General features: G+C 61.9%; 21 protein-coding genes and 1 pseudogene. 4 read left to right on the plus strand and 18 right to left on the minus strand.

What is annotated here, in order from left to right; translation table 11 throughout:
• A pseudogene (locus DDF70_RS27460) lies at positions 1–686 on the plus strand (IS6 family transposase); the annotation flags it as partial.
• 547 nt (positions 687–1233) lie between these two features.
• Here DDF70_RS27460 and DDF70_RS27465 read toward each other — a convergent pair.
• Together DDF70_RS27465 and DDF70_RS27470 are read right to left on the minus strand one after the other, a co-directional pair.
• On the minus strand, positions 1234–2172 hold the full coding sequence (locus tag DDF70_RS27465) for an NAD-dependent epimerase/dehydratase family protein (RefSeq protein ID WP_114947915.1): 939 nt from the start codon (positions 2170–2172) through the stop codon (positions 1234–1236).
• Between the two features lie 262 nt (positions 2173–2434).
• Positions 2435–2875, minus strand: a complete 441-nt coding sequence (locus DDF70_RS27470; RefSeq protein ID WP_114947916.1) for a hypothetical protein — start codon at positions 2873–2875, stop codon at positions 2435–2437.
• 344 nt (positions 2876–3219) lie between these two features.
• On the opposite strand from DDF70_RS27470, the gene cls reads away from it, so the two are divergent.
• Complete coding sequence (cls, locus tag DDF70_RS27475; RefSeq protein WP_170316129.1) at positions 3220–4656, plus strand: cardiolipin synthase; 1437 nt, start codon at positions 3220–3222, stop codon at positions 4654–4656.
• 652 nt (positions 4657–5308) lie between these two features.
• On the opposite strand, the gene DDF70_RS27480 is transcribed toward cls, so the two are convergent.
• From DDF70_RS27480 to treF, 3 genes are all read right to left on the minus strand, one after another.
• Positions 5309–6511 (minus strand): IS701 family transposase, encoded by a 1203-nt coding sequence (locus DDF70_RS27480; RefSeq protein WP_245435666.1) that lies wholly within the window; start codon positions 6509–6511, stop codon positions 5309–5311.
• A 322-nt stretch (positions 6512–6833) separates the two neighbouring features.
• On the minus strand, positions 6834–7658 hold the full coding sequence (amrB, locus tag DDF70_RS27485; RefSeq protein ID WP_114947917.1) for an AmmeMemoRadiSam system protein B: 825 nt from the start codon (positions 7656–7658) through the stop codon (positions 6834–6836).
• Positions 7659–7990: 332 nt separating this feature from the next.
• Positions 7991–9655 carry an alpha,alpha-trehalase TreF gene (treF, locus tag DDF70_RS27490; RefSeq protein ID WP_114947918.1) on the minus strand — a complete coding sequence of 555 codons (1665 nt, stop codon included), beginning with the start codon at positions 9653–9655 and terminating at the stop codon, positions 7991–7993.
• A 687-nt stretch (positions 9656–10342) separates the two neighbouring features.
• Between treF and DDF70_RS27495 the strand changes: the two genes are divergently transcribed.
• Both DDF70_RS27495 and DDF70_RS27500 read left to right on the plus strand, forming a co-directional pair.
• Positions 10343–11365, plus strand: a complete 1023-nt coding sequence (locus DDF70_RS27495; protein WP_114947919.1) for an amino acid ABC transporter substrate-binding protein — start codon at positions 10343–10345, stop codon at positions 11363–11365.
• 89 nt (positions 11366–11454) lie between these two features.
• A complete protein-coding gene (locus DDF70_RS27500; protein WP_114947920.1) occupies positions 11455–13419 on the plus strand; it encodes an adenylate/guanylate cyclase domain-containing protein in 1965 nt (654 codons plus the stop codon).
• Positions 13420–13992: 573 nt separating this feature from the next.
• On the opposite strand, the gene DDF70_RS27505 is transcribed toward DDF70_RS27500, so the two are convergent.
• The 13 genes from DDF70_RS27505 to DDF70_RS27565 all read right to left on the minus strand — a co-directional run.
• Positions 13993–14712: a GntR family transcriptional regulator gene (locus DDF70_RS27505; protein WP_245435667.1), complete on the minus strand. Its 720-nt coding sequence runs from the start codon at positions 14710–14712 to the stop codon at positions 13993–13995.
• Entirely contained in the window at positions 14709–15494 is a 786-nt protein-coding gene (locus DDF70_RS27510) for an aspartate/glutamate racemase family protein (protein ID WP_114947921.1), read from the minus strand. The genes DDF70_RS27505 and DDF70_RS27510 overlap by 4 nt, the downstream gene beginning before the upstream one ends.
• A 15-nt stretch (positions 15495–15509) precedes the next feature.
• The gene (locus tag DDF70_RS27515) at positions 15510–16235 is read right to left on the minus strand and encodes an ABC transporter ATP-binding protein (protein WP_114947922.1); all 726 of its coding nucleotides are present in this window, start codon (positions 16233–16235) and stop codon (positions 15510–15512) included.
• Between the two features lie 3 nt (positions 16236–16238).
• Positions 16239–17018 carry an ABC transporter ATP-binding protein gene (locus DDF70_RS27520; protein ID WP_114947923.1) on the minus strand — a complete coding sequence of 260 codons (780 nt, stop codon included), beginning with the start codon at positions 17016–17018 and terminating at the stop codon, positions 16239–16241.
• Positions 17011–17994 carry a branched-chain amino acid ABC transporter permease gene (locus DDF70_RS27525; RefSeq protein WP_114947924.1) on the minus strand — a complete coding sequence of 328 codons (984 nt, stop codon included), beginning with the start codon at positions 17992–17994 and terminating at the stop codon, positions 17011–17013. The genes DDF70_RS27520 and DDF70_RS27525 overlap by 8 nt, the downstream gene beginning before the upstream one ends.
• Before the next feature lie 6 nt (positions 17995–18000).
• The gene (locus DDF70_RS27530) at positions 18001–18867 is read right to left on the minus strand and encodes a branched-chain amino acid ABC transporter permease (protein ID WP_114947925.1); all 867 of its coding nucleotides are present in this window, start codon (positions 18865–18867) and stop codon (positions 18001–18003) included.
• Positions 18868–18939: 72 nt separating this feature from the next.
• Positions 18940–20142, minus strand: a complete 1203-nt coding sequence (locus DDF70_RS27535) for an ABC transporter substrate-binding protein (protein ID WP_114947926.1) — start codon at positions 20140–20142, stop codon at positions 18940–18942.
• A gap of 205 nt (positions 20143–20347) precedes the next feature.
• Complete coding sequence (locus DDF70_RS27540) at positions 20348–21046, minus strand: IS6 family transposase (RefSeq protein ID WP_114947927.1); 699 nt, start codon at positions 21044–21046, stop codon at positions 20348–20350.
• Positions 21012–22406: a chloride channel protein gene (locus DDF70_RS27545; protein WP_114947928.1), complete on the minus strand. Its 1395-nt coding sequence runs from the start codon at positions 22404–22406 to the stop codon at positions 21012–21014. Before DDF70_RS27545 ends, DDF70_RS27540 begins: the two co-directional genes overlap by 35 nt.
• Before the next feature lie 288 nt (positions 22407–22694).
• On the minus strand, positions 22695–23147 hold the full coding sequence (locus DDF70_RS27550; RefSeq protein WP_114947929.1) for a DUF305 domain-containing protein: 453 nt from the start codon (positions 23145–23147) through the stop codon (positions 22695–22697).
• 121 nt (positions 23148–23268) lie between these two features.
• Positions 23269–23601: a four-helix bundle copper-binding protein gene (locus tag DDF70_RS27555; protein WP_114947930.1), complete on the minus strand. Its 333-nt coding sequence runs from the start codon at positions 23599–23601 to the stop codon at positions 23269–23271.
• A gap of 129 nt (positions 23602–23730) precedes the next feature.
• A complete protein-coding gene (locus tag DDF70_RS27560) occupies positions 23731–24072 on the minus strand; it encodes a hypothetical protein (protein ID WP_162820711.1) in 342 nt (113 codons plus the stop codon).
• A gap of 104 nt (positions 24073–24176) precedes the next feature.
• A partial coding sequence (locus DDF70_RS27565) for a transposase (RefSeq protein WP_205772497.1) occupies positions 24177–24814 on the minus strand: 638 nt, incomplete at its 5' end.

A 24814-nucleotide genomic window follows, 5' to 3' on the forward strand; every position in this document is an offset into this window, starting at 1 on the left:
TTCAAGCGCCGCCGTTTTCCGGTCGCGATCATCCTGCTGTGCGCGCGCTGGTACTGCAAGTACGGGATCAGCTACCGCGATGTGGCGGAAATGATGTGCGAGCGCGGTATCAGCGTCCATCCGAGCACGATCTTTCGTTGGGTCCAACGCTATGCCCCGGAGATTGAGAAGCGGATGCGGCCCTGCCAAGGACATCGTGCAGGTCCGTGGCGAGTGGATGAGATGTACGAGTGGGCGGACGCTGGCGATATTTGTTCCGAGCGGTCGATAAACATGGTCGACTGATCGACTCCATGCTGGCTGGTCGGCGTGATACTGGAGCGGCTTATCGCTTCCTGCGCAAGGCTCTGAAGACAATGAGCGATTATCGGCCGTCCTCGATCACGACTGACAAACTGGCATCTTACCCGAAGGCAATCCGGCGCTTGCAGAATGAAGGGTTGCTATCGAAAGATGTCGAGCATCGGACGTCAAAGTACTTGAACAACATCATCGAAGCGGATCACGGTGCACTTAAGCGAGTGATCCGTCCGACTCGCGGCTTTCAGACGATGACAACTGCAGCGGCGACCCTGAAGGGTTTTGAGATCATGCGCATGATCCGCCGCGGTCATTACAACAAGCGGGGATGGCGAGCGATAGGCGAAATCCGTCTGGTCAATCAGCTCTTCGGTCTTGCTGCCTAAGCGGCCCGTGAAACTGGGTCCGTTATGCGGTTTTCAAGTTACTGCAACGGTGCCATGCCAGGAAGGGCACACCGGCACGGAACTCCTCGGGACCCAGGCTTTTAGGAGTCAGATCACTGTCACTGAGTATCCCATGCCTGAGATCCCCGAGCCCTCTCCTCGCGACCGAACCACGCTCTTCCACCTGCGGGCGCAGCAATGCCGCTATGTTATCGGACGAAGCCGAGGCGGTCTTCTGCGGGGTCCCGACCGATGACGGATCGAGCTGGTGCCCGTGGCATCGACGGCTGGTCTGCACCAGACCGAGAGTGTGTCAAAACTCAAACAGGCTCGGCCGTGCCGAAAGATTCGTACGAATTTATGCTCCTGTACCGAGAATTCCGCGGTCTGTCAGCGCCTGCACGAAATCAAATTGCTCCACTGAGCGACCTGCTCGCGTTTTGACACAGCCTCGACCAGCTTCCGGTGGTGTGAGGACTGGGCGTGGGATCGCCTTCCTCGGTCCTCGCTAGAGCGGGCTGATGATGGGGTTACGGGTGGCCCGCACTCAGCGGGTCGATTGCAGGGCGGCAATGGTTTGTCGAACGCCCTCCCGCAGGGGCGTGACCGAGCCGCCGAACACGCGCTCAAACTTGGACGTGTCCATCACGAACGGCTGCTCGAACTGATACAGCACTTCACGGGCCTCGCGGATCTGGCGATCGAACAGGCCGGCCAGCGTCAGCATCCCCCGCCCGAGCCGCCGCATCCGGGGCGGCTGGCCCAGAGCCTCGAACACTTCGGTGATGAAGGTCCGGCCCGTCACCGGCGGGCCGCTCGCAATGTGCCAGACCTCGCCCCAGGCGCGGGCATTGGTCCCGAGCGTGATCAGACCGCGGGCAAAGTCCGGCAGATAGGTGAGGGTGTGAGGCGCATCCAACGAGCCGAGCCAGGAGGCGGTTTTTCCCCGCAGCGCCGGCTCGATCACCAGCAGATTGGCGGCTGAGTTGGCATGGGGCCCAAAGAAGTCCGAGCCGCGGCCGATCGCGACCCCGACCCGGCCGCTCCTGTGAGCGGCCAGAAACACCTCTTCCAGGCGAGCCCGCAGCTGCCCCTTGGGACCATTCGCCCGGCGCGGGCTGTCCTCGGTCATTGAACCGCTCGAGGGACCGTACATGTAAAGGTTGTCGACCACCACGAGAACAGCATCGGCGGCCGAGGCGCCTGCGATCACGCTCTCGGTCATAGCCGGCAGGACCTGCTGCCATTGCGAATACGGCACATTCGCCGCGTGATAGACGACCGCTGCATCCCGGCAGGCCGTCCGAACCTCGTCAGACCGCAGGATGTCGGCCGTGATGGCCTCGACGCCCTTGGGCCATGGCTCAGAGGCTCGGTGGCTGACCGCTCGCACGCGACGGCCCTGGCGTACCAGCTCGGCCACGAGGGCCTGACCGGCGCCACCGGTGGCACCGAGCACAACGTGGTACCCTCCTGTCTCCGCCACGGTCTCACTCCTCCCGGGAACTGTCGATGGCCATCACAATGGTCCTGGATCCTGCCGCAAGGAAGGCGATCAGGCGCCCAGCGCACCCTAGCCTTTTCGGGTTCGCCGAGGTCGTGATCACTGCAATCTCTTCGCTCACACGATGCCCAGGCGCGATGGCGGCCGGTGAGCTCGCGTGGTCGGGCGCCGCCAAGTTGGGCTAGCATCAGATCCACGGTCTTGGCCTCGCCTTCAGCACCTTGGCCCCGAGCAGCCCCCGCCGCTAGCCTGCGCCGCGCTTAATCGTCCAGCACGCGGCAACGCGGCTCGTCGGGAAGCTATGCTGGTAGCAGATATCGAGGGTGTTGCTGTCGCGGATCGTGAATGTGTACTGGCCGTCATCGTCCGACATGACGCGGGAGCGATTGTCGGGACTGATCGCGCCGATCAGCGTCTCCGAAAATGTGCCCGCCCCGGATGTTCCGGCGAAGACGTTACCCTTCTGCTCGGTGATCGAATAGGTGAACTCGATCAGGTTCGTTGAGAAGTTCGCGCCGGCCTTCTCCGCCACGCGGTAAGGATTCGAGCCGATATAAACCGCCTGGGCCGATCCCTTCCAGGTGCCGATCAGGTTCGGTGATTCCTGGGCGCGGGCGCCGCCGGCGGCCAGCGCGATGAGGCCCGAGAGAGCGGCTATGCAGGCGGCACGCACGATGCTCGACATGAGATGACCTCCTTCGTGAGCGGCCGGACGGCTTTCGTGGCCAACGATCGATCTTGAGGACGGGGCAAGCCAGGTGCAACAGGCACTCTTGGGAACATGAAGAACCATGGGGCGGCCAGTGAGAGGGCCCCTTCGAGGGGTAGTGATCAGGCCTGTCTGACGGTAGATTATGAGGACCAAGGCTGCGGAAGAAATTGCTGCCCACGGGTCCTTATGCTCTCCTGCGTTTCCGGTCGCTTAGCAAACGTCGCTCCCACCCCTGACCCAGACGAAGCTTGTCACTTGGTTGCAGCCACGCAAAATTGGCGTAGAACCTGCCATCACAGAAACTTGACAGCAGCCTGATGGATCTGACCAGCGCATTCTCATGGGCAAGTCTTTACCTGATGTCCGAGTGGATCATCAGGGTGCTGATGCTGGTGGTCATCCCGTTCCGGCGGTCTCCCGAAGCCGCAAAGGGGTGGCTGCTGTTCGGGTTCTTTCTGCCCTGGCCGGCGGTTGTCCTCTATCTTCTCATTGGCCGGCCTGACTACCCGAAGTGGCGGCGCCTGCAATTTGCAAGACTACCCCATGTGCTCAGGGCGGAAGTCGCCCGCGTGAGGGAACTCAGGGCTCGCCAGGAGCCAGATCTGCCATCCAACTTAGCCCAGGCCGCACGACTGATCCAAAACCTCGGCCATTTCCCAGCTCTGAACGGTAATGGAGCTGATCTTCTTTCCCACTACGACGAGACGCTCGACCGCATCGCGGATGACATCGACGCGGCCACAGATCATGTCCATCTGCTCTTCTACATCTTCGCCGATGACACCAGCGGCAAGAAGATCATCGCGGCACTGGCGCGCGCCGTCGAACGGGGCGTCGTATGCCGCGTGCTCATCGATGCACTGGGGTCACACGCCTGGGCCACCCAGGTCGTGAAGGCTCTCACAGATGCCGGTGTGTCGGCGCATCTCGTCCTTCCCATCAGGTTGCTGCGGCGGCGGTCGACCCGTGCCGACCTGCGCAACCACCGCAAAATTGCAGTGATTGACGGTCGGATTGGGTATGTCGGCTCTCAGAACATTGTTAATGCGGATTTCAACCCACGTGTCACCAACCAGGAACTTGTCGTGCGGGTCTCCGGGCCCGTCGTGCTTGAGCTGCAGGCTGTCTTTGTTGCTGACTGGTTCCTCGAGACGGACCAAGTGCTCAAAGGCCCCGACCTGTTCCCAGAACCGATCCACAGCGGCCATGTTGTTGCGCAGGTGCTGCCGAGTGGCCCCGACTACCCTGCAGCCGGTGTCGAACGTGTCATCGAGGCGCTCATTCATGGCGCCCGCAAGAGGATCGTGATCACAACGCCGTATTTCATCCCCGACGATGCCCTTCTCCATGCACTGGAAACAGCTGTACTGCGTGGAGTTGATGTCCATATTGTCTTGTCGAAGCCTGTTGACCAGACGCTGGTCAGCTTGGCGCAGCGCTCCTACTACACTGAGCTTCTCGATGCCGGGATCAAGATCCACCTTTATCGAGACAAGCTGCTCCACGCAAAGCACCTGAGCATTGACCAGGATGTGGCGCAGATCGGATCGAGCAACATGGATATGCGTTCGTTCACGCTGAACTCCGAGATTAATCTGGTGCTTTTCGACCGCGAACTGACGGGGCATCTCCAGGCCGAGCAAGCCCGTTACTTTGCGAGATCCGATCTCCTGCTCGACGCGCAGTGGAAGGCGCGTCCACTTGCCAGGAAGGTTATCGAGAACATCGCCCGGCTTCTCACGCCTCTGCTGTAAGGCGCCGGCATTTCGACCTTTCCATTGCCAACCGAGCGAAATGGTGAGCACCCTCACTCTTCAGCAACGCCCGATGTTTCCGTCATGAGCGGACCTTCCGAGCAGCACCTCCTAAGGATACCCGATTGTGCGAGCTGACCCCTGATCTCAGAATGTGAATCAGCACCGACGGCTGGCCCGTCGTGAGAGTAGCGCAATGCCTTGGCTTAGTGACACAAAATGGAAATTCTGTGGGGTCAGGATCGGCGCCGATGATAACCCCGCCGACGCTATGAGTTCGCCCGCGAAGTCATGTCCCTAATGGCAGTCGGCTCAGGGGTGTGCGTTCGATGCTGATTCACAGCTCGACATGAGATGACCTCCTTCGCGAACGGCCGGACGGCTCTTGTGGCCGGAGGCCAATCTCGATGGTGGCGAAGTCCGTGTGCAACAGGCACTCTCGCCTGTCGACTCTCGATCGTGCAATCGGAGAGGAGTAGTGCGGTGAAGGATCTGCGGGGCGCTAACTTGTGGATCCGTTTGAGGAGCCCGCCATCTCAACGCGGTTGTCTGCCTATCAATAACGCATGCTCTCCTGATATGGAGGCGAAAGCGAAAGCGTCGGATCGGGATCATGGATTATTACTCCTGGCCTTAGCTCGAGTTTAGCCCCTCACGCGGCATGACAGAGTGCGTATACCAAGCATCGCTGAAGGGCCGGTGAGGGTTTTGGTGCGTTGTGCCGGCACCGGGACGTGAGTAAACCCACCTCGCGCCAGATCTGCCGCCGCACGGCCGCCAGAGCACCCGCGAAGGTCGGACGCGACTTGCGGTACCAGCTGTCGGTCCAAACAGCCGTGCGGGTCTGATGATGGAGTTGGCCGGCCAGCAGGGTCACCATCGAGAACAGTCCGAACAGACATGGGGTGGAGCGAGCCACGGCAGAATCGGACCATTGCCGCTGTGTTTCCACGCCCAGATGGGCGCGGGCCTCCTGGAACGTGACATCGAGCTGCCAGCGCAGAATGAACCAGCGGATGACCTGCAGCGGGTCGCGCTTAGGATCGGTGCCCAGCAACGCCTGCGGCGAGAAGCGCCCGAGCGGATCGCGCAGCAGCACCCAGCGGATCGGCACGACGGGCTTTCCGCTATGGCACCACACCGCGGTGGCGGAGCAGAATTCGATCACACGGTCTCCTTCGCCATACCAGCCCGGCACCGTGACGCGGCGCCAGCGGGTGCTCGTGCGGATGAGCACCTCAGACAGGGCCGGCAGGCGCGCTCCTTTGCTGCGCGGCCGGCCCTTCGTCCCCAGCCGGCGCCGTGGGGCCGGCTCATAGAGGGCGGCATCCAAGCGCAGCCGGGTGATGCAGATCACGCCGCGGCGGGACAAGGCCGCCAGCAGCTCCAGGGCAGCAAAGCCCATGTCAGCCACCAGCACCAGCTCGCGCTCGGGTCGCCAGCGGCGAACCTGCAACAGCATCTGGCGGGCCCAGTCGGTCAACTTCTTGTGCCGCTGTCCGCGCTCATGGCAGGACCGCTCGGAGGGCGCCAAAGCCGTGAGGAACGGCAGAGCCCAGATCCGAGCCGCCCATGGGATCGGGGCCAGGAGCATCAGGCTGATCCAGCGCAGTCCTGACGCTTTGACGAAGTGGGCGTTGGACGAGCGCACCGGATCGCGGTAGATGCCTTTGGCTGCAATGCGCTTGCCGCGGCGGCGCTCGATGGTGTCGTCGAGACCGAGGATCACCGGACCGGCCGGGACGAAGGTGTCGATCAGCAATCCAAGGAGCAGGTGAGCGGCGCGGCGGCGGCTCCATCGTGCGCGATTGAGAACGCCGATAATTGACGAAGTGGCGCTCGCAGCTGAGGCCACAGATGCGCAGGATGCTGGTGACGGTGCTCTTGCCGGGCGCTAGGATGGCCCCGACGAGCAGGATCTCGGCATGGCGCCAGGTCCGGTGGCGAAACAGCGGCGCAAACGCTACAATGATCGCGGCGAAGCGGGCGGGCAGGTCCAGCATGGTGGTGTCTCTTGGCGGAAACGCTGCCAGTCTACCGCATCGTTCGCTTCGCCGCCCTGCGCTCCCACATCACCCGCCGAAATGGCCAACGTCGAACTTAGAGGCCTGATCGCTTCAATGTGAAGCCCATGGGCAAGCCAGACGCTGGTACCAACCCGCCGAAGCCGAGACGCTCTAGGAGGCGCTCCGAGCGGCGTCGGTGATCCACGCCCCATATCCGACGACACGATCCCGTGTCCCAGCGGTGTTGCCGGAGTTCGCCAGTGCCAGGCGCTGGGCCCCAAGACCACGACGGGTCAATTCGATGAGGAGACCCGCAATGGCAAGGTAACCGCAGGCGTTGCCTGGGCCAAGGCTAGCCCCATCGCCCCGTTCAATCTGGGCCGCCGTGACGGCATCGAGACGCCGGGCCGTCTCATAATCGTGGAAGTGCGACAGGTCCGAGCTGACCACGATCAGCGTTTCCGGGCCGCCCCACAGCCGGTCAAGCGCACCGGCAACTTCCTCCGGAGAGGCGTCACCGGCCAGCAGTGGGACTAACTCGAACGATCTGAGGACCGTTTGCAGGAAGGGCAGCTCAACTTCAAGGGCATGCTCAGGCGCGTGCGGAGCATCGGCCCGCACCACCGGCGCGAAATCCGCAAGTGCGGTGGCTGCTTCCCGCACGAGGGACACCATCCCGAGCGGTGTCTCGAAGGTATCCACTGTCGGCACAGCAAGGCCGCGGAACGGCATGTAATGCGCTGGCCCGATTAGCACCACCCGCGTGATCGTACCGGCATGGGGCTGCAGCGCGGCGAAGGCGGTGGCCGCTACCGCGCCGGAATAGATGTACGCGGCGTGAGGGACTATGATGGCTTTCGGAGCCGCCACTGGGGCAATCCTTGCTCCAGCCAAAAGCGCCTCGACAGTCGTGCGAAGCTGGTGCGGGCTGGGAGGGTAGAACTGGCCCGCCACCGCTGCTGGCCTGAGCTGACCCTGATCTCGTCCGGATGCCATGAGAGGCAGCTCCACAGGCAAGGACCAAACTCTCCATCACCAGAGGTAGGAGAGCAGGAGGTTTTATGGGCGGCCGCTCCGCCGGCAGCAGGCTACGACCGCTCGTCGCTGTTCGTTCTAACACGAACCTCGCTTCATCAGGCAGCGGCACAAGCCACCCCATACTTCCAGATGCCCCAATCAGAACCAGATCTCGCACGACCCTCAAATCCTGGTGCATCCGCGCCCGGGGCTCTTTCCTTTCAGGGGCGAGCGGTCCTGTCGCTCGCCTGCGCTGTGATCGTCCAGCCCGCAACAACGCGGCTCGTCAGGAAGCTGTACCGCTAGCAGAGCTAGGGGGCGGCCTTCAGGCTTCTGCCGGGCCAGGGCAGGCCCGAAGGCAGATTGTCGTTCGCGACCGGGCTCGCGCAGCGCGTGCCCGCCGCTAAACCATCTTCGATCACAAGTAATTTTCGCACCACGCCATTCGTCCAGCCAAAACCGTCCTGGCCCGGATATTCCCCGCCGCCGGCCATGAGCGAAGGGTTCACCACATTGTATTTTTCCATGAGCTTGCCGGTGTTGCGATAGGCAGTGACGACCCTGCCGATCCAGCGCCGTGCAATCGTTTGGGCAAGGGCTCGCTTGCCGTAGGCCCTCAGCCCCTCGATCGCGATCCACTGCAAGGGTGCCCAGCCATTCGGTGCATCCCATTGCTGCCCCGACTGAACCGTGGTGGCCACAAGGCCACCCGGCTTCAGAAGGCGGGATCGCACCACCTGAGCCACACGATCCGCCTGAGCCTGCGTGGCAAGCCCGAAGAACAGCGGGGACAAGCCGGCAGCTGTCACCTTCCCGGTCGGCTTGTTCTCGCGCCAGAGATAATCCGTGAACATGCCTTCGCGGGCATCCCAGAGATAACGTTGAACCGCCGCCTTGCGCAGTGCGGCACGTGCCCTGAATTCGGCAGCCTTTTCCGGCTTCTGCGAGGCCGCATAGGCCTGGGCGAGGATCGTCTCGAGATGGAACAGTAGGCTGTTGAGATCGACCGGTACCAGAGCGGTGGTGTTGATGGTGGCGAGTGACTTGCCATCGGCGAGCCAGCGCGAGCTGAAGTCCCATCCGCTTTCGGCGGCAGCCCGGAGATCGCGGTAAACCTCCGCCGCCGGCCGGTTCGACGCGCGAGCGGTTTCGACATCCTCCCGATAGGACTCGTCGCGTGGGCTGTCGCGGTCATCCCAATAACGGTTCAGGAGCGTGCCATCGTCAAGGCGCACGACACGGCGATGCGCGTTGCCGGGCTCGAGCATGTCGGCGCCTTCCATCCAGAAGGCATACTCTTTGCTCAAAGCCGGCAGGAACGCGGCATAGATCGTGGCAGGATCGCGACTTCTGACGGCGATGAGCTCGACCATGGATGCGAAGAACGGCGGCTGCGAACGGCTCAGGAAGTAACTCCGGTTGCCATTGGGAATATGCCCGTACCGATCGACGAGGCTGACGAAGTTCTCGACCATGCTGACCGCGAGATCGTGGCGACCGCTTTCCTCAAGCCCCAGCATGGTGAAATAGGAATCCCAATAGTAGATCTCATCGAAGCGTCCACCTGGCACGACGTACGGCCGTGGCAGCGGCAGGAGCGACGAGTAAGGACTGAGCGTCACGCTGTCGGGCCTGCGTTCGAGAACCTGCCACAGATTGTCGATGTGGCGGCACACGTCCTCGCTGAGATCGCTGCGATAGGCGCTGCGCTCTCGAGGCGGGACAGTGAAGTTTTGGTGAACGAATGTGGAGAGGTCGAAGCCTGGCCGGCCGCGCTCCTCCTCATAGCGTTGCACGATAGCGACCGGTGCATCGTTCGGCAGCGCGTCGACGAAGGTCTTGCCATCGGGGAAGACACGCTGCATCTGCACATCCACGAACAGCTGACCAAACAGGTGTGATGGGGTATCGACCTCGGCGACCGCCGGTGTGGCGAGGTAGAGGGCGATCATCAGGCCGATGACCTTGATTTTCATGAGCAGCCCCTCCTTGCCTAGGGTACAGCACAGGCCACGATGTCACATTCCCTGCAGGGTGATGAGGGATGTTGCGGCGCGCTCCTTGCTCCGAGTTCAATCTCGAGAGACATCAGCAAGCTGTACAATATCAGATGTTACACGGTCGGCGCGAGCGCACGCAATGTTTGCCGCACAGGGACTCCGTGCGCCGCAACCGTCGCCATCCAGTCCCGGTGAGATTGGCATCCGCCGCCAAGACCATACCCGCATCAGCTCACGGATGCCCCTCAGCTTGACCGGAGAGCGTTCGCTTTTCGCTCCTGACCTACCCTTCCCTCTCAGGTTGCCGTGAATGCCCAGCAGACAGCTACCTGCCTCCTGCCTTACCCGGAGAGCACGAGGTTTCATGGGTCAGCTATGAAGTGCTTAAGGGTGACCCATCGGCCTGAAGGGATCCGTTTTGAGTTAGCGACTCCTAAAATAGATCCATTCCCGAGTGCCCCACAGATCCTTATGCTCTCCTCATGGGATGGACCAGCCGTGCTGATCGGCGCACTCTCCATGCGGGTGCCCCAGCACGAGGACCTGAGCCATGCCGCCCACTCGGCCTCAACTTGTTGCCCTTCGGGATCAACATTGCCAAGGCCAGCTTATCGTTGGTCGCCTTGAATGAACGACACGATCAATAGGGACGGAGATGGTGGCATGAGGGGACCGCCTCTCGTATCGATTGCCTTCGGCCTGACAGCCAGCTTGCTCGCAACGGGCGCTTCGGCACAGGCGACACTCAACAGCGTGAAGCAAAAGGGCTTCCTGACCTGCGGCTCGAACACGGGCCTCGCCGGTTTTGGCCAGCCGGACGCTCAGGGCAACTGGACGGGCCTCGACGTCGATCTCTGCCGCGCCATCGCCGCGGCCATCTTCGACGACCCGACCAAGGTTCGCTTCATCCCGCTCGCCGCCAAGGACCGCTTCACGGCGCTCCAGTCCGGCGAGGTGGACGTGCTGTCCCGCAACTCCACCATGACGATGTCGCGCGACACGCAGCTCGGCCTCGACTTTCCGGTCATCAACTACTATGACGGCCAGGGCTTCATGGTCCGCAAGAAGCTCGGTGTCTCCTCCGCCAAGGAGCTGAACGGCGCTTCGACCTGCACCCAGCAGGGCACCACGACCGAGCTCAACCTCGCCGACTACTTCCGTGCCAACAACTTGAAATACCAAGTCGTAGCCTTCTCCAATTCTGACGAAGCCTTCGCAGGCTATGAGGCCGGCCGATGCGACGCCCTCACGAATGACAGGGCTGGCCTCTATTCCGTTCGCTCGAAGGCTTCGGCTCCCGACGATCATATCGTTCTGCCCGAGATCATCTCGAAGGAGCCGCTTGGCCCGGCCGTCCGCCATGGCGACAATCAGTGGGGCGATATCGTCCGCTGGACCCATATGGCCATGCTCGATGCCGAGGAACTCGGCGTGACAAAGGCCAATGTCGAGCAGATGAATACGTCCGAGAACCCAGAGATCAAGCGCCTGCTCGGAACCGAGGGCAAGCTCGGCGAAGCGATCTGCCTGAACAACGACTGGGCGGTGCGCATCATCAGGCACGTGGGCAACTACGGCGAGAGCTTCGAGCGCAACGTCGGCGAGGGATCCCCGCTCAAGATCAAGCGCGGCCTGAACGCGCTGTGGAGCAAGGGCGGCCTCCAGTACGGCATCCCAGTCCGCTAGCGGACTGACGGTTCCGCAGCGCGGGATGCAGCAGGACGCTGGGTCTCGTGCTACCCTTGCGCCAAGGATTGTCGCAGGAGCCATTCCGAATGGCGAGCATCCGGACCGAGCGGCGGCTGGCCGCGATCCTGGCGGCCGATGTGGTGGGATATTCACGCCTGGTCGAGCAGGACGAGGAAGGCACGCTCGCGGCCGTGAGGGACATCCGCTCCGCCGTGGTCGACCCACTGCTGGCCGAGCATCGCGGCCGGATCGTCAAGCTGATGGGCGACGGGCTGCTGGCGGAATTTGGCTCCGTGGTCGACGCGGTCGCCTGTGCCCTCGCGATCCAGGCCGCAACGGCAGCCCGCCAGGATGACATCCTGCCGGAGCGCTGGATCGTGTTTCGGATCGGGATCAACCTCGGTGACGTGGTGGTCGAGGGCGAGGATCTGCTTGGGAACGGCGTGAACATCGCCGCGCGGCTGGAACAGCTCTGCACGCCGGGCGGGGTAATGATCTCGGGAACCGCCTACGATCACCTGAAGGGCAAGCTCAATGTGCCCTTCGACTTTGCCGGACAGAAGCGCGTCAAGAACATCTCGCAACCCGTACGCACCTATACCCTGAGAAGGGAGGGTGTCCGCCGGGGCTGGTCGTGGCGCACCGGGCTCGTCCACCGCTGGACCCTCGCAGCCGCCCTTGCCGCGGGGTTGCTCGTCATGGGGCTCGGCCTCTGGTGGCGGTCCCAAAGGATCGAGCCCACCATCGTGCAGCCCATCGTTGAGACCGTCATCACCAATCCCATCATCGGCAAGCCTTCGATCGCTGTGCTGCCGTTCGACAATCTCGGTGGTGACGATGCCACGGGGCGCCTGGCGGCCGGGGTGACCGAGGACATCATCACGGATCTGTCCCGCTACCGTGACCTGGACGTCATGGCGCGCAACGCCACCGCGGCCTACGCCGGAAAGCCGGTCGACATCCGTGCGGTCGGCAAGACGTTGAACGTCCGCTACGTGCTGGAAGGCTCGATCCAGCGGAGCGGCGAGCAGGTCCGCGTGACGGCGCAGTTGATCGAGGCCGATCGCGGCACGCACCTGTGGGCCGAACGGTGGGACAGGCCGGTCACGGACGTCTTCGCGGTGCAGGCCGAGGTGGCCGAGCAGGTGGGCACACGGCTGGCGGCCTCCGGCGGGGCCATCCCGGAAGCCGAAAGGGCAGCCGGCCGACGCGCGCGACCGGAGGATCTGAGGGCCTACGACCTCTACCGGCAGGGCCAGGAGGCGATGGGTCACCTCACCAAGGACAGCGTCGAGGAAGCGATCCGCTGGCTCGAGCAGGCGGTCGACCAGGATCCGAGACTCGCCCGCGCATGGGTGGCCCTGGCCTCCGCTCACGATCTGACGATGCGTTTTGGGGCTGATGCCGACACGGCGCGGGCATCCGCGATGCAGGCGATCCGGCGCGGCGTCGACCTCGATCCCCAGGATGCGACCGCCCATGCCACCCTTGGACATATCCTCGGGATGGCCGACGACCTGCCGCGGGCACAAGCCGAATTCGAGACGGCGTTGCGGCTTAACCCGAGCGATGTCGGCATTCTCACGAGCTTCGCCGGGTGGGCGAGCAAGTTCGGCGAGCCCGAGCGCGGTGCACAGGCGGCGGACCGGGCCATGCGCCTCAACCCGAACTACTCGGCCTCGGCCGCGGGGTACTACAGGATGGCCTATCTCATGGCTGGCCGCTATGAGGATGCCCTGCGCCTCGTGGAGCGCGAGGATCCGCAGACCCGAACGCCCGGCGGCTGGGTGCAGGCAGCCGTGACCTATGCGGCGCTCGGCCGCCAGGAGGAAGCGAGGGCAACGGTCCTCGAGGCGCTCAAGCGCTATCCCGACCTCACGATCGAGAGCTTTGCCCTGAACAGCCCCGGCTACAGCGACGCCGAGCGGCAGCGGCTGGTCGAGGGAATGCAGAACTCCGGCTTCCCGCCTTGCATCCCCCCTGAGCGGTTGCAGGCCACGGCAGCACCAGTCCACCGCCTGCCGGAATGTCAGACGATGTCCCCGCAGTAGGCCGAGCGCCGAGCGGCTTCTACAACGTGTGCGCGGCGACCTTGGGTCTCCTCGTCCTCTCCGCAGAAACGCCCGGCCTGCACGGACAGGCCGCCGTGCAAGGCCGGTTCACATCCATCCGGCTGCTGACCAGGACGGGCTTCTACGCGACAGGGCGCCCCGGTCCCCGGCCCAACCGGATCGAGCTCAGGCTTCGATGACGGGCGTCTACGTTCACCAGAAGGTCGACCGATGAATATTCCTGACCTGCCTCCTGACGTCCGCTTCGATCGCCTTCCTCACACGCCCGAGGCAAGCGACTTCGCTTTTGAGGTCAAACGGGAGGCCTTAGGTCCGCACATCATTGCCCGAGGCTCTGTTGCATTAACTTGTCAAGCCACAGGACGTAGTAGCTTTTGATCGAAGCAAAGGCGCTACAGATTGTGTCTCCCAAAGTTAATGCAACAGAGCCGATCGGCTTGCTCATGCCGGATCATCTACACCGCTCGTCTCATGCCCCGGTTAACGTGACAACCCCCGCGAACATCTCCCCGCCATGCGTAGGCTCAACGGAAAGCGGAGAACCGGATCCAACTATCGCAACACTTCGGCGAGACTTCCTGGCCTGATGTCACTGCTTGTCAGATCGAGACCAGCCACGAGATCGGCCAAGTGGTCAGCCATTAGTTCGGAGGCATGACCGAGCTCATGCCGGGCAAGTGCGTCAACGAGAGCATGGTGAGCATGACTTTCGCAGGTGACGTCACGCCGGCGCCAATACAGAGCTATTATAAGAGACGAGCGGGACACAAGATCAGTGACAAGTTCTTTCAGGATTGTATGTGCAGCGACCTCGGCGACTGCCACGTGGAACCGTGCCGATAGCGAGATCGACGCGCCGACCTGCCCGGCATGAAGGGCCTCCTTCTCGTCCTCGAGATGCCGGCGCAAACACACGATGTCAGATCGCTTGGCGGCCGACGCCGCGAGTGCTGCAACCCGCGGTTCGATGAGCAGTCGAGCGTCGAAGATCTCGCGCGCCTCCTGCTTTGACGGTTGCGCGACAAAGGCTCCTCGATTCGGCTCAAGCTTCACTAAACGATCATGGGCCAAGGCCTGCAGCGCCGACCGGATGGCAGTGCGACTCACGGAATAGATCGATGCGAGTTCACCCTCAGGCAATTTCATTCCTGGTGCGAGGCAGTGTGACACAATCGCCTCTCTCAGCCTGGAGTAAACATCAACCCAGCGGGCGTTTGGTTTCTCCCTTTGGGCGAAGGCTACGGGGGTATCTTTCGTATCCGTCGGTTTCACGTGTCTTCCGATCCCCTTTCGGGCGGGTCATCGTCGCCTGTCAGCGTATCTGTCCCACTTGGCGAAAAGCGCGCAAAAAGGCCGGAATAGGTTTTGGCCCGAGGCATGGCGTACCCCCCGACTTTTGAAGTCTTGAGGCCGAGAGCCACGAGACCCTCGCAGAGCTTGACCGCGCAGGTCACCCCATCGAGAACAGGTATTCCGTGCTCCTGCCATAGGGAGGATGCGAGATCCGTCATCCCAGCACAACCGAGGACGATTGCCTCGGCCCGATCATCGCGGATCGCGGCGGAGATCTCATCCGAGATGCGGTGACGTGCGTTCGAACCGGGAGCCTCCAGTTCGAGCACCGGTACATCCGACGCGCGCACTTTGGCGCAGCGAGTCCGAAGTCCGTACCGGACCAAGTTACCCTCGATCGCCGGGATTGAGCGGGATAGCGTTGTCACGACGCTGAATTGTCCCGCAATCAATGTCGCCATATGAAAGGCGGCTTCGCCGATTCCGATCACCGGCGCGTCTGTAATGCAGCGAGCCGTATCGAGGCCGGTATCGTCAAAGCATGCAACAATGTATGCGTCCGCGTCTGGCGCATTGCTGATCTCTTCGATCAGCCCGGGAACAGAGAAGGCCTCGTCAAAATACCCTTCGATGCTTGGCGGGCCAAAACTCGGATTGACAGTGATGATATTCGTCCCTTTGGCGGCGACGGCAGCGGCTGCACTGCCGATCTTCCGGGTCATCGAGGCCGTCGTATTCGGGTTAACAACACAAATCTGCATGACGTGGCTTACCTGCTACTGGAGTTCTCCACCAAGGTAGAGATGCCTGACACGCTCGTCATTCAGCATCTCCGCGGATTGCCCCGCGAGCGCAATCCGCCCGGTCGTCAGCGCGTAGGCGCGCCGGGAAATCCTCAGCGCCATGCGAGAGTTCTGCTCAACCAGCAACACGCTGACCTTCTCGTCTCTGTTGATTGCAACAATTGACCGTGCGATGTCTTGGACCAGCTTGGGCGCGATCCCGAGGGATGGTTCATCGAGCAAAAGCAGACGCGGTTTGGCCATCAACGCACGACCTATCACCAGCATCTGCTGTTCACCGCCACTCATGGTACCGGCCGATTGGGAGTAGCGTTCCTTGAGACGGGGGAAACGGTTCAGGACCATGTCAAGGCTCATGCCGACGCCGGTCCGGTCGGTCCGCGTGAAGGCTCCCATAAGAAGGTTGTCCTTGACAGACATATAGGGAAAGACCCGCCGTCCCTCCGGCACCATGACAATCCCCATCTTGACGATTTCGTCTGGCTTGCAACGATCGATGCGTATGCCCTGATAATGGATCTCGCCGGACCAGATCCGCTTCAGTCCCGTGATCGCTCGCAGGATCGACGACTTGCCAGCGCCGTTCGCTCCGATCAAGGCAACTGTCTCACCTTCGTCAATCTCGAGCGAAACACCTTTCAACGCATGTACGTGATCGTAATAGAGCTCCACATCTCTGCATGTCAGCAGCTTGGCCATGTCTCAAAATCCGATCGTCTCGTCTTCAATCCCGAGATAGGCCTCAATGACCTTCCCGTCCTGCCGGATATCAGTTGGACTTCCTTCCGCAATCTTCTCCCCGAAATTCAGCACAACAATTCGATGGGAAATCTGCATCACTGCCGGCATGTCATGCTCAACCAGGAGTATGGTGACGCCCCGATTGCACACGTCCTTTACCATCTCAACAGCACACATCGTCTCGTCATGGTTCATCCCGGCAAATGGCTCGTCGAGCAGAAGGATCTTGGGATTCGTGGCGAGGCCAATTGCCATTCCGAGTGCCCGGAGATGACCGTGAGGGAGGGCCATCGCGGGTTCATCCTGGACTCGATCAAGACCGAGAAACTCGAGAATCTCATCGGCAGACTTTCGGAACTCGGTCTCATCCTTCCGGGCTGTGGAGGACCCGATATAGAAGCCTGGAAGGCTCGCTCGGGCTCTCAACTGGTGAGCGATAATGACGTTCTCGCGCACCGTCATACCCTTGAAAATTGTCGTCTCCTGGAAAGTGCGGACGATGCCCATCCGAGCCACGACATGTGGTGAGAGACCCGAGATACGCTGTCCTCGAAACCGAACCTCGCCCGCGGTCGGTCGCAGGAATGAGGCAACGAGCTTAAAAAGGGTGGATTTTCCAGCCCCATTCGGCCCAATAACCGAGAGAATTTCGCCCTCGCGTACGGAGAACGAGACATTGTTGACGGCGGTGAGACCGCCGAACCTCTTCGTCAAACCGGATATCTGAAGAATATCACCCACCGGAGGTCCCCTTCATCTGCTTCCAGGGGCCGAGGCTAAGCAGTCCGTTGGGCAGTGTCAGCATGAGGACGATGAGCACAGAGGAGAAGATCAGGAGCTGAAACTGGCCCGTCTTGAACAGGAGGTCCCAGCCGAAATACAGGAGGAAGGTTCCAAGTATCGGTCCAAGGACGTATCCGAGCCCGCCGAGGAAGCAATTCAGCATGAAGTTGATTGAGTCGGCTGTTGTAAAGCTCGACGGATAGATAGACTGAGAAATGGCAATGAACATCGCCCCGGCAATCCCGCCCAGAAAGGACGAGACGGCGTAAATGACAAGGCGCAGGTACGCGACATTGACGCCGATCGAGGAGGCCAATTCCTCGTTCTGCTGGAGCGAGAGACAGAGACGGCCAATGCGGGAATGCACCAACCGATAAAGTCCCGTATAGCACATAACCATCAGCACGACGGCCGCGAAGTAGAAGGCACGGCGCGGATTTGCCAGCGCTGCGAAATCCGGTAGAAGCTCAACACTAAATAGCGTGATTGGGCCTGGGAGCGGAATGTTCACGAGGCCTTTGGCGCCGTTGGTCACCGGAAGGGCAAGGGCCAAGAGGCGGGCGACCTCCGTGAGGACTAGCGTCACCATGGCAAAGTAGACGCCGCGGAGACGTAGAATCGGGAGGCCGATCAGAACGCTCGCCCCGGCGCACAACACGCCGGCCAGCGGCAAGGTGTGCCAGAACGGTACGCCGTAGCGAACGACGAGAATGGCGGAGATATAGCCGCCAAGCAGCGCATAGGCGGCTTGGCCGATGTTGATGCGGCCTATGTAGAATGTGAGCCAGACGCCGCCACTTGCGATAGCAAGCAGCGCGACTGCCGTCAACGTGTAGTACAGATCTGAACGGCCCGTCACGACGATGATCCAGGGAACCGCCACAAGCGTTATTGCGAGGAAGCCCAGGACCCACATCAGCTTTGACGTCGACATGTCACATCACCCCCAGGGCTTGCCCATCAGCCCATTGGGGCGAATGCTCAGGAACACCATCAGGGCTGCGAAAATTGCCAGGTACGTGACGTCGCCATAGGCATGCAGGACGCTGAGCCCCACGGACTCGAGCATGCCCAGGATGAAGCCCCCGGCAATGGCTCCCCCGACGACTCCCGCTCCTCCGATCATGACCATCATGAAGGCCTTGACCGAGATTGGCCCTCCTATGCCGGAGTTGACGCCCGTAATCGCGACAAGAAGGCCCCCGACCACACCTGCAAGCATGGCACCAAGTGCGAACCCGATCATAGAGTAACGGTCAACACGAACTCCCATCAGTTGAGCTGCAACACGGTCTTGCGCCAGAGCCCGCATCGCCCGTCCGGGCTTCGAATACTGCATGAACAGCATGAACATCGCGATCATGACGAGCGCCACGGCGCCAATCAGCAAGCGATCGTAAGGCATGATCAAAGAATCGGACAGGAACACGCCATTGACGATCTTCGGTACGCCCCGCTGTTTTTCCCCGAAGAGGAGGAGGATAATCGCGTCGAGAAAGAAGGCGACGGCGGCCGCGAGCAGCATCGTGCTCTCTTCCCGAATGCTTCTCCGTATCACTGGGCGGAAGAGAAATTTTTCGATCAGGGCACCCGCAGCGGCAAGCGTTGTTCCGGACGCCAGGAGCGCCAAAGCAAAGGGGAGACCGAGCTGGCCATAGACATAATAAGTGATGAACCCGCCGAGCACGTACATCTGACCATGCGCAAAATTCAGGACGTTCATCAGCGCGAAAATCAGCGTCAGTCCAAGAGCGATGAGCGCGTATTGCGCCCCGAGATACAGCCCGTTTGCGATCACCTGCTCCATGAAAGGATCCAGTTAGGGACTTACGGATTGCACCATGAGCGGAGCCTGCTCATGGTGCTTGTGGCAAGAACGTCAGTCGACCTCACCGATGAACAATGTCTTGAATTCACCGTCGTGATACTCATTGACCACCATCGGGACAGCAAGTTGGCGCTTCTGCCCGAACGAAGTCGAACCGACATACTTGAGCTTGTTGTCGCCCTTCATGAATGGATTCGGAGCCGAAAACGTGTCGACCGTCTTCTTGAACTCATCGACGTTGTCGACCGCTTTAGGATTGGATTTCAGGGTTTCAAGGATGTATTCAAGCGCGTATACCTTGGTATTCGACTCGTCATTGTACTCGCCGAACTTCTTCGTATAGCGGTCGATAAACTCTGCCATGATGGGTGAGCGGATCTCGGGTGTCGACGCACCGCCCACCGATATGAACCCGTTGGCGAGATCGCCTGCTCCCTCCGCCAACACTTTGGCGTCGTGAGCCGTCTCGGTCGAGATTAGTCCCTTAAAGCCGAGTTCTCTCGCTGCGCGGATCAAGAGAGGCGCGTTGCCAGGGGCGACGCCTGAGAGCACGAGCAGATCCGGTTTCAGCTTGACAATCGGCGTCAACACCGGGGTGAAGTCGCGCGTGTCATTCTGGTAAGTGTCTTTTTCGGCGACAATCTGTAGGCCGAGTGCCTTCGCGGCCGCAACGCCACTGTCCCGTTGACTGAGCGGGTCGGACTCATTGGCCGCGATAAAGGCGATACTTTTTACCCCTTTGTTCTCTTTCAGATATTTGTAGATGGCGGGGCCAGACTGATAGCTCGCGATCATGCCGAGCACTGCATTTGATGCAGGCTTTACATAAAGCTCTTTCGGGAAGGCATAAGGGAAGTAGATGATGCCTGCCTTCTCGGCGACAGGGCGGACTGCCGCCGCGCCATCATCGACGTTTGGACCGACGACATAGTGGATGCCTTCCTGCGCCATCTTTTCCATGCCGGCGATCGCCCGCTTGGGATCCTTTTGATCATCGAACGTGACGATGTTGATGTTGTAGGTTGTGTCACCGATCCGCACGCCGCCGGTTTGATTTAACCATTCGGCCCGAGTTTGCATCGAGCGGACATTTGATGTCCCCCACGCGGCAGCGGGGCCACTGGTTACGCCGACGAACCCAATTTTAAGCTCCTTGTCGGCGGCCTCGACCGAGGATGCTCCGGTCGCCACAATGGCCAACGCAGACACTGCCGCAAGCGCAATCACTTGAATTGCTGTACGCCGAGTGCTCATCGCCCGTCCCTCCAGGCCCGCCGCCGGAAGCCTAAGTCTCTCGCTGATGCGACGTGGCTTAGCGAAGTGGACGCTTGCGGCCGGAAATTGTCAACATTCCGGAAGAGATTTGCATACATGCTGCTGGACGGCGGTGGTACCCCGTTCGGAGGGCACCGTTGCAGTAACTTGAAAACGGCATAACGGACCCAGTTTAACGGGCCGCTCAGGCAGCCAGACCGAAGAGCTGATTGACGAGACGAATTTCGCTTGTCGCTTGCCATCCCCGCTTGTTGTGATGACCGCGGCGGATCATGCGCATGACTTCAAAACCCGTCAGAGTTGCGGCGGCGGTTTTCATGCTCTGGAAGCCGCGTGTCGGCCGGATCACGCGCTTGAGCGCGCCATGATCCGCCTCAAGGATGTTATTCAGATATTTCGAGGTGCGGTGTACCACATCGTTCGGCAGAAGCCCTTCGTTCTGCAGGCGCAGGATAGCCTTGGAATACGAAGCCAGTTTGTCGGTCGTGATGGATGAAGGAGGATAGTCGCTCACCACCCGCAGGGCTTTGCGCAGGAAGCGATAAGCGGCTCCGGTATCACGCCGGCTGGACAGCATAGAGGCAATCAGCCGACCGTGTTTGTCGATCGCTCGAAACAAATATCGCCAGCGTCCGCCAACCCGCACATAGGTTTCATCCACGCGCCATGATCCGGATCGCAGCCCCTGATAGCGGCGCACCCGCTTCTCGATTTCGGGAGCGTAGCGTTGAACCCAGCGGAAGATCGTGCTTGGGGCAATGGCGACACCGCGCTCCTGCATCATCTCGGCCAAGTCGCGATAGCTGATCCCGTACTTGCAGTACCAGCGCACGCACAGCAGGATGATCTCAACAGGAAAGCGACGGCGCTTGAACAGAGACACGGGAGCGGATCCTTGATGAACCGCTCCTCGCTATACGGCCGAGGTTAATGCAACGGTGCCCAGCCGGCGCCGCCGCCTCCGTGTGATTGGATAGGAAGCCCTGAGAGAGCGCGTGATAGATCGCCTCCGTGCCGATGAAGCGGGACGCGCCGTAGCCAAGGAGTGCCGTTGCCATCAGCGGGATGGCCATGGCGTGATTGTCGGTCATCTCCATCACGATCACAAATGAGGTGATCGGCGCCTGCACCACGCCGGCGAAATAGCCGACCATGCCAAGGAGCACCAGAGTGCTGACCGGCACTCCTGGGAGCAGCGCCGAGAGATTTGCACCGATGCCGGCCCCGATCGCGAGCGACGGTGCAAAGATCCCGCCGGGAATGCCGCTGATCGAGGACAGGATTGTTGCTGCCATCTTGAAGAGCCCGAAGCTGGCCGGAACATCGGAGGCGCCCTCCAACAATTGCCGGGCCTCGCGATAGCCCGTTCCGTAGATGGTGTTGGCGGAGGCCAAGCCGAGAAGGGCGATCAGAAGGCCGCAGCATGCGGCGAACAGCACCGGATAGCGCTTGGCGACAGCTTGCAGGCGTCCACTCCCCCGGGCAACCGCAACCACGATGCGGCTGAAGACGCCACCCATTAGCCCACCGCCAAGACCACAGAGGGGAACCGCCAGCCAATCCTTGAGCGAGGTGATCGTGGCGCTGCTGTGCCCGAAATAGGTGTAGTTCCCGAGCAAGGCCAAAGAGGCCATGCCAGCGATGATCACGGTGGTCAGGACGAGCCCGCTGGTCTTCTGCTCGAAGGAGCGGCTCATCTCCTCGATGGCAAACACGATCCCGGCCAGCGGGGTGTTGAAGGCCGCTGCCACGCCGGCGGCGCTCCCAGCCAGAATGACGCCCTGATAGTGCCGGCCGGAGGCTTGGCCCGCAGCATGGAGAATGGACGCTCCGACCTGCACGGTAGGGCCCTCGCGCCCGACTGATGCTCCGCAGGCCAAGCCCAGAAGCGTGAGCACCACCTTGCCGACCGCGATGCGGACGGAGACGACCCGCTGGCGGGCCGTATCGTCCGTAAGCTGCCGGGCGGCGATCGTCTGGGGAATGCCGCTGCCCTGGGAGCCCGGAAAGAAGCGCCTGGCCAGGGTGACGGAAAGGGCGAAAGCGGCCGGAGTCAGCAGGAGCGGCCAATAGGGTGAGGCCGTGACCACCTGCCGGAACCCGGATTGCGCCTCATCTGCCAGGATCGCGAACAAGGCGGCGATGAGCCCGACCAACGTACCGCCGCTCCAGAACACGATACGGCTGCGCCAGTGCGGGAGTGAACGCCATGTGTGGAAGCGGTGAGGAATACGGATCGCCACGACAGACCTCAGAGGCAAAGGAATGCGGCTCGGATTGAGCCCAACGGACTCCGGCTCCGGCACGCCACATAAGTGATAAGCGTTCCTATATCGTCATGGCAGCAATGACGAGAGGGGTTCGGCCATTGGGACCAGTGCTGCGTGTCGTCACTGGATCAAGTGGTGTGTGTGCCCGGGGGCTTCCGGATCCGGTCTCAATGCATAGTCGCAACGGCCTCGTACCCTTCTGAATCTTCATGGGCCTGCCAGCACGCGGTCCTCGGCCATGGTGGTACGGTGAGAGCGGGTTCAGTGAGCCTTCTCCATCTCCTCGATCAAGGCTTTCATCTCGTCGATCTCGCGGCGCTGGGCGCTGATGATGTCATCGGCGAGCTTGCGGACACGCGGGTCCGAGATATGTGCCCGCTCGCTCGTCAGGATGGCGATGGAGTGGTGCGGGATCATCGCCTTCATCCAGGCGACGTCCCCGACCGTGTCCTGGCTGCGGACGAGGTAGAGGGCCACGGCGAAGACCACCACGCTCCCGAGGAAGATTGCGAGGTTGGCCTTGGCGTTCGAGTACATGCCGAGCATGAAGGCCAGCATGACGATGGCCATCGTGGCGCCCATCACCAGGGCCATCCAGGCCCGCGTCTGGCTGAAGTAGATATGATCGGAGCTGTAGACGTTCAGGTACATCAGCGCGAACATCACGACAGTGGACGTCACGATCATCGCGCCGAAGCGCATGTACTTGGACATGTCGATGTCCTCCTTATCGGGACATGCGGGCCGCTCCCTGCCGTGGCAAGGAACGGCCCGGGGTCAGCCCCTGAACGGGGCCCGGCGCCCCGTGGGGCCGGGCGTCTCGTTCCTGATCGGGTCAGGCTGCCATCTTCCGGCAGCTCTCGGCACAACGACGGCACTGGTCGACGCATTCCTGCATGTCGCCGACCTGCTCGCAGGACCGGGCGCACTCCTCGCAGATCTCGGCACATTCGCGGCAGGTGTGCTTGTGGTGGGGCGTGCCGATCAGCATGAAGTGGGCCGAGGTGCGGCAGATTTCGGCGCAGGCCATCATGAGGCGGAAGTGTTCCGGCTCGACGTGCTTGCCGCCCTGCTCCAGGCAGTGGTTCATCGCCATCCCGAGGCAGGTCTGGTAGCAGCGCAGGCATTCGTCGATGCAGGACTGCATCTCTTTGGACATCTGGTTCATAGGGTTCTCTCCTGAATTCCAGGCGCGGTGAGGTCACGGCCCGCAAGGGCACGGCACCTGACGCGCCGGCGGGCTGAGTCTCATGGCAAACGGAAGCTCACGCCGAGGTGTGCCTGTTCCGTTCCTGGTTCAGGCGTGTTTCGGCGGACGGTCGATCCCCGATGGAGCGGTGGGGGAACCCCGCGGATCGCGCGGGATCGGGACCATGACCCACGGCAGCAGGTCGGTCGTGAGGGTGGCGAAGCCAGGAACGACTGCCATGATGCAGCCGGGGTGGCAGCAGGTCTGGCCCATCGCATGCGGCTTCACCGGGGAGACGTGGCCGTGCCCGGGGGTGCTGCGGGCGACCTGGGCCAAATGGCTATGATGGCTCGGCACCCCTGCCGGAACGTCCCCTGCCCGTGCACCCGCGTACAGCGGGGCGCTCGCGATGCCGAGTGCGAGCATCGCGACCGTCAGGCAGTGAAGCATGAAGCGGGTCCAGGCCACGGCACCATCCTTGGCTCATGGCGGAAACGGATGCCCATGGGTTCGGTTCCCCGTGCCGGACGATGCCGCTTGGCTCGATCGGCGAACTAGTGGGTCGTCTGCCGTCGGGTCTGGCATTCTGCTGGTGCCTGTGATTTCGGCTGGGGCAGCGGTTGGCTGGTACAGGCTCCGGAACCGCCAACGCGATGGATCTGCTCCGTCGCGCAGCGCCGGCGCCGCTGCCGGCGCTTGCCGTTCCAGACAAACGGTGTCGGCTGCGCATTCCAGCAGCGTGCCGTCTGCTCGAACCAGCTCCCGATCTCGTCGGAACTCTGCGGATGCTGTCCCGCGAGCGCCCGCCGTTTGAGCACGCGCTGGATCGACTCCGCCATGTTGAGCCAGCTGCCGGCGACCGGCGTGTACAGCGGCATGACGCCATGCGCACACAGCCACAGCACCAGTTCAGGAGTCTTGTGGCCGGTAAGATTGTCCCACACCAACAGCAGCCGCAGCGGCGGCACCTCCTCCGGCAAGGTGAAGCACCGGCTCAGCCCGGCCTGCCAGGCCTCCCACGCCGCGTGCGTGAGAGCGGGATCGGCGACAGCTGGGGCGGGCAACTCCGCCAGGATCGCGCTGAGACGCTCGCGCAGCCAGGGATGCAGCACCGCATTCGTACAGTGCTCGGCCGGCTGCAGGCGCACCTGGCCCGAGGCGGGATGGAACAGGGTCAGGATCTTGGTCGTGC

The sequence above is a fragment of the Microvirga calopogonii genome, from assembly GCF_003347665.1.
GTDB lineage: Bacteria > Pseudomonadota > Alphaproteobacteria > Rhizobiales > Beijerinckiaceae > Microvirga > Microvirga calopogonii.

Bases quoted from the DNA above. Each gene is read 5' to 3' on its own strand.
- amrB (WP_114947917.1), bottom strand. From the start codon at position 7,658: ATGGCATCCGGACGAGATCAGGGTCAGCTCAGGCCAGCAGCGGTGGCG.
- DDF70_RS27495 (WP_114947919.1), top strand. From the start codon at position 10,343: ATGAGGGGACCGCCTCTCGTATCGATTGCCTTCGGCCTGACAGCCAGC.
- DDF70_RS27555 (WP_114947930.1), bottom strand. From the start codon at position 23,601: ATGAACCAGATGTCCAAAGAGATGCAGTCCTGCATCGACGAATGCCTG.
- DDF70_RS27560 (WP_162820711.1), bottom strand. From the start codon at position 24,072: ATGCTTCACTGCCTGACGGTCGCGATGCTCGCACTCGGCATCGCGAGC.
- DDF70_RS27550 (WP_114947929.1), bottom strand. From the start codon at position 23,147: ATGTCCAAGTACATGCGCTTCGGCGCGATGATCGTGACGTCCACTGTC.
- DDF70_RS27470 (WP_114947916.1), bottom strand. From the start codon at position 2,875: ATGTCGAGCATCGTGCGTGCCGCCTGCATAGCCGCTCTCTCGGGCCTC.
- DDF70_RS27515 (WP_114947922.1), bottom strand. From the start codon at position 16,235: ATGGCCAAGCTGCTGACATGCAGAGATGTGGAGCTCTATTACGATCAC.
- treF (WP_114947918.1), bottom strand. From the start codon at position 9,655: ATGAAAATCAAGGTCATCGGCCTGATGATCGCCCTCTACCTCGCCACA.
- DDF70_RS27510 (WP_114947921.1), bottom strand. From the start codon at position 15,494: ATGCAGATTTGTGTTGTTAACCCGAATACGACGGCCTCGATGACCCGG.
- DDF70_RS27500 (WP_114947920.1), top strand. From the start codon at position 11,455: ATGGCGAGCATCCGGACCGAGCGGCGGCTGGCCGCGATCCTGGCGGCC.
- DDF70_RS27535 (WP_114947926.1), bottom strand. From the start codon at position 20,142: ATGAGCACTCGGCGTACAGCAATTCAAGTGATTGCGCTTGCGGCAGTG.
- DDF70_RS27525 (WP_114947924.1), bottom strand. From the start codon at position 17,994: ATGTCGACGTCAAAGCTGATGTGGGTCCTGGGCTTCCTCGCAATAACG.
- DDF70_RS27530 (WP_114947925.1), bottom strand. From the start codon at position 18,867: ATGGAGCAGGTGATCGCAAACGGGCTGTATCTCGGGGCGCAATACGCG.
- cls (WP_170316129.1), top strand. From the start codon at position 3,220: ATGGATCTGACCAGCGCATTCTCATGGGCAAGTCTTTACCTGATGTCC.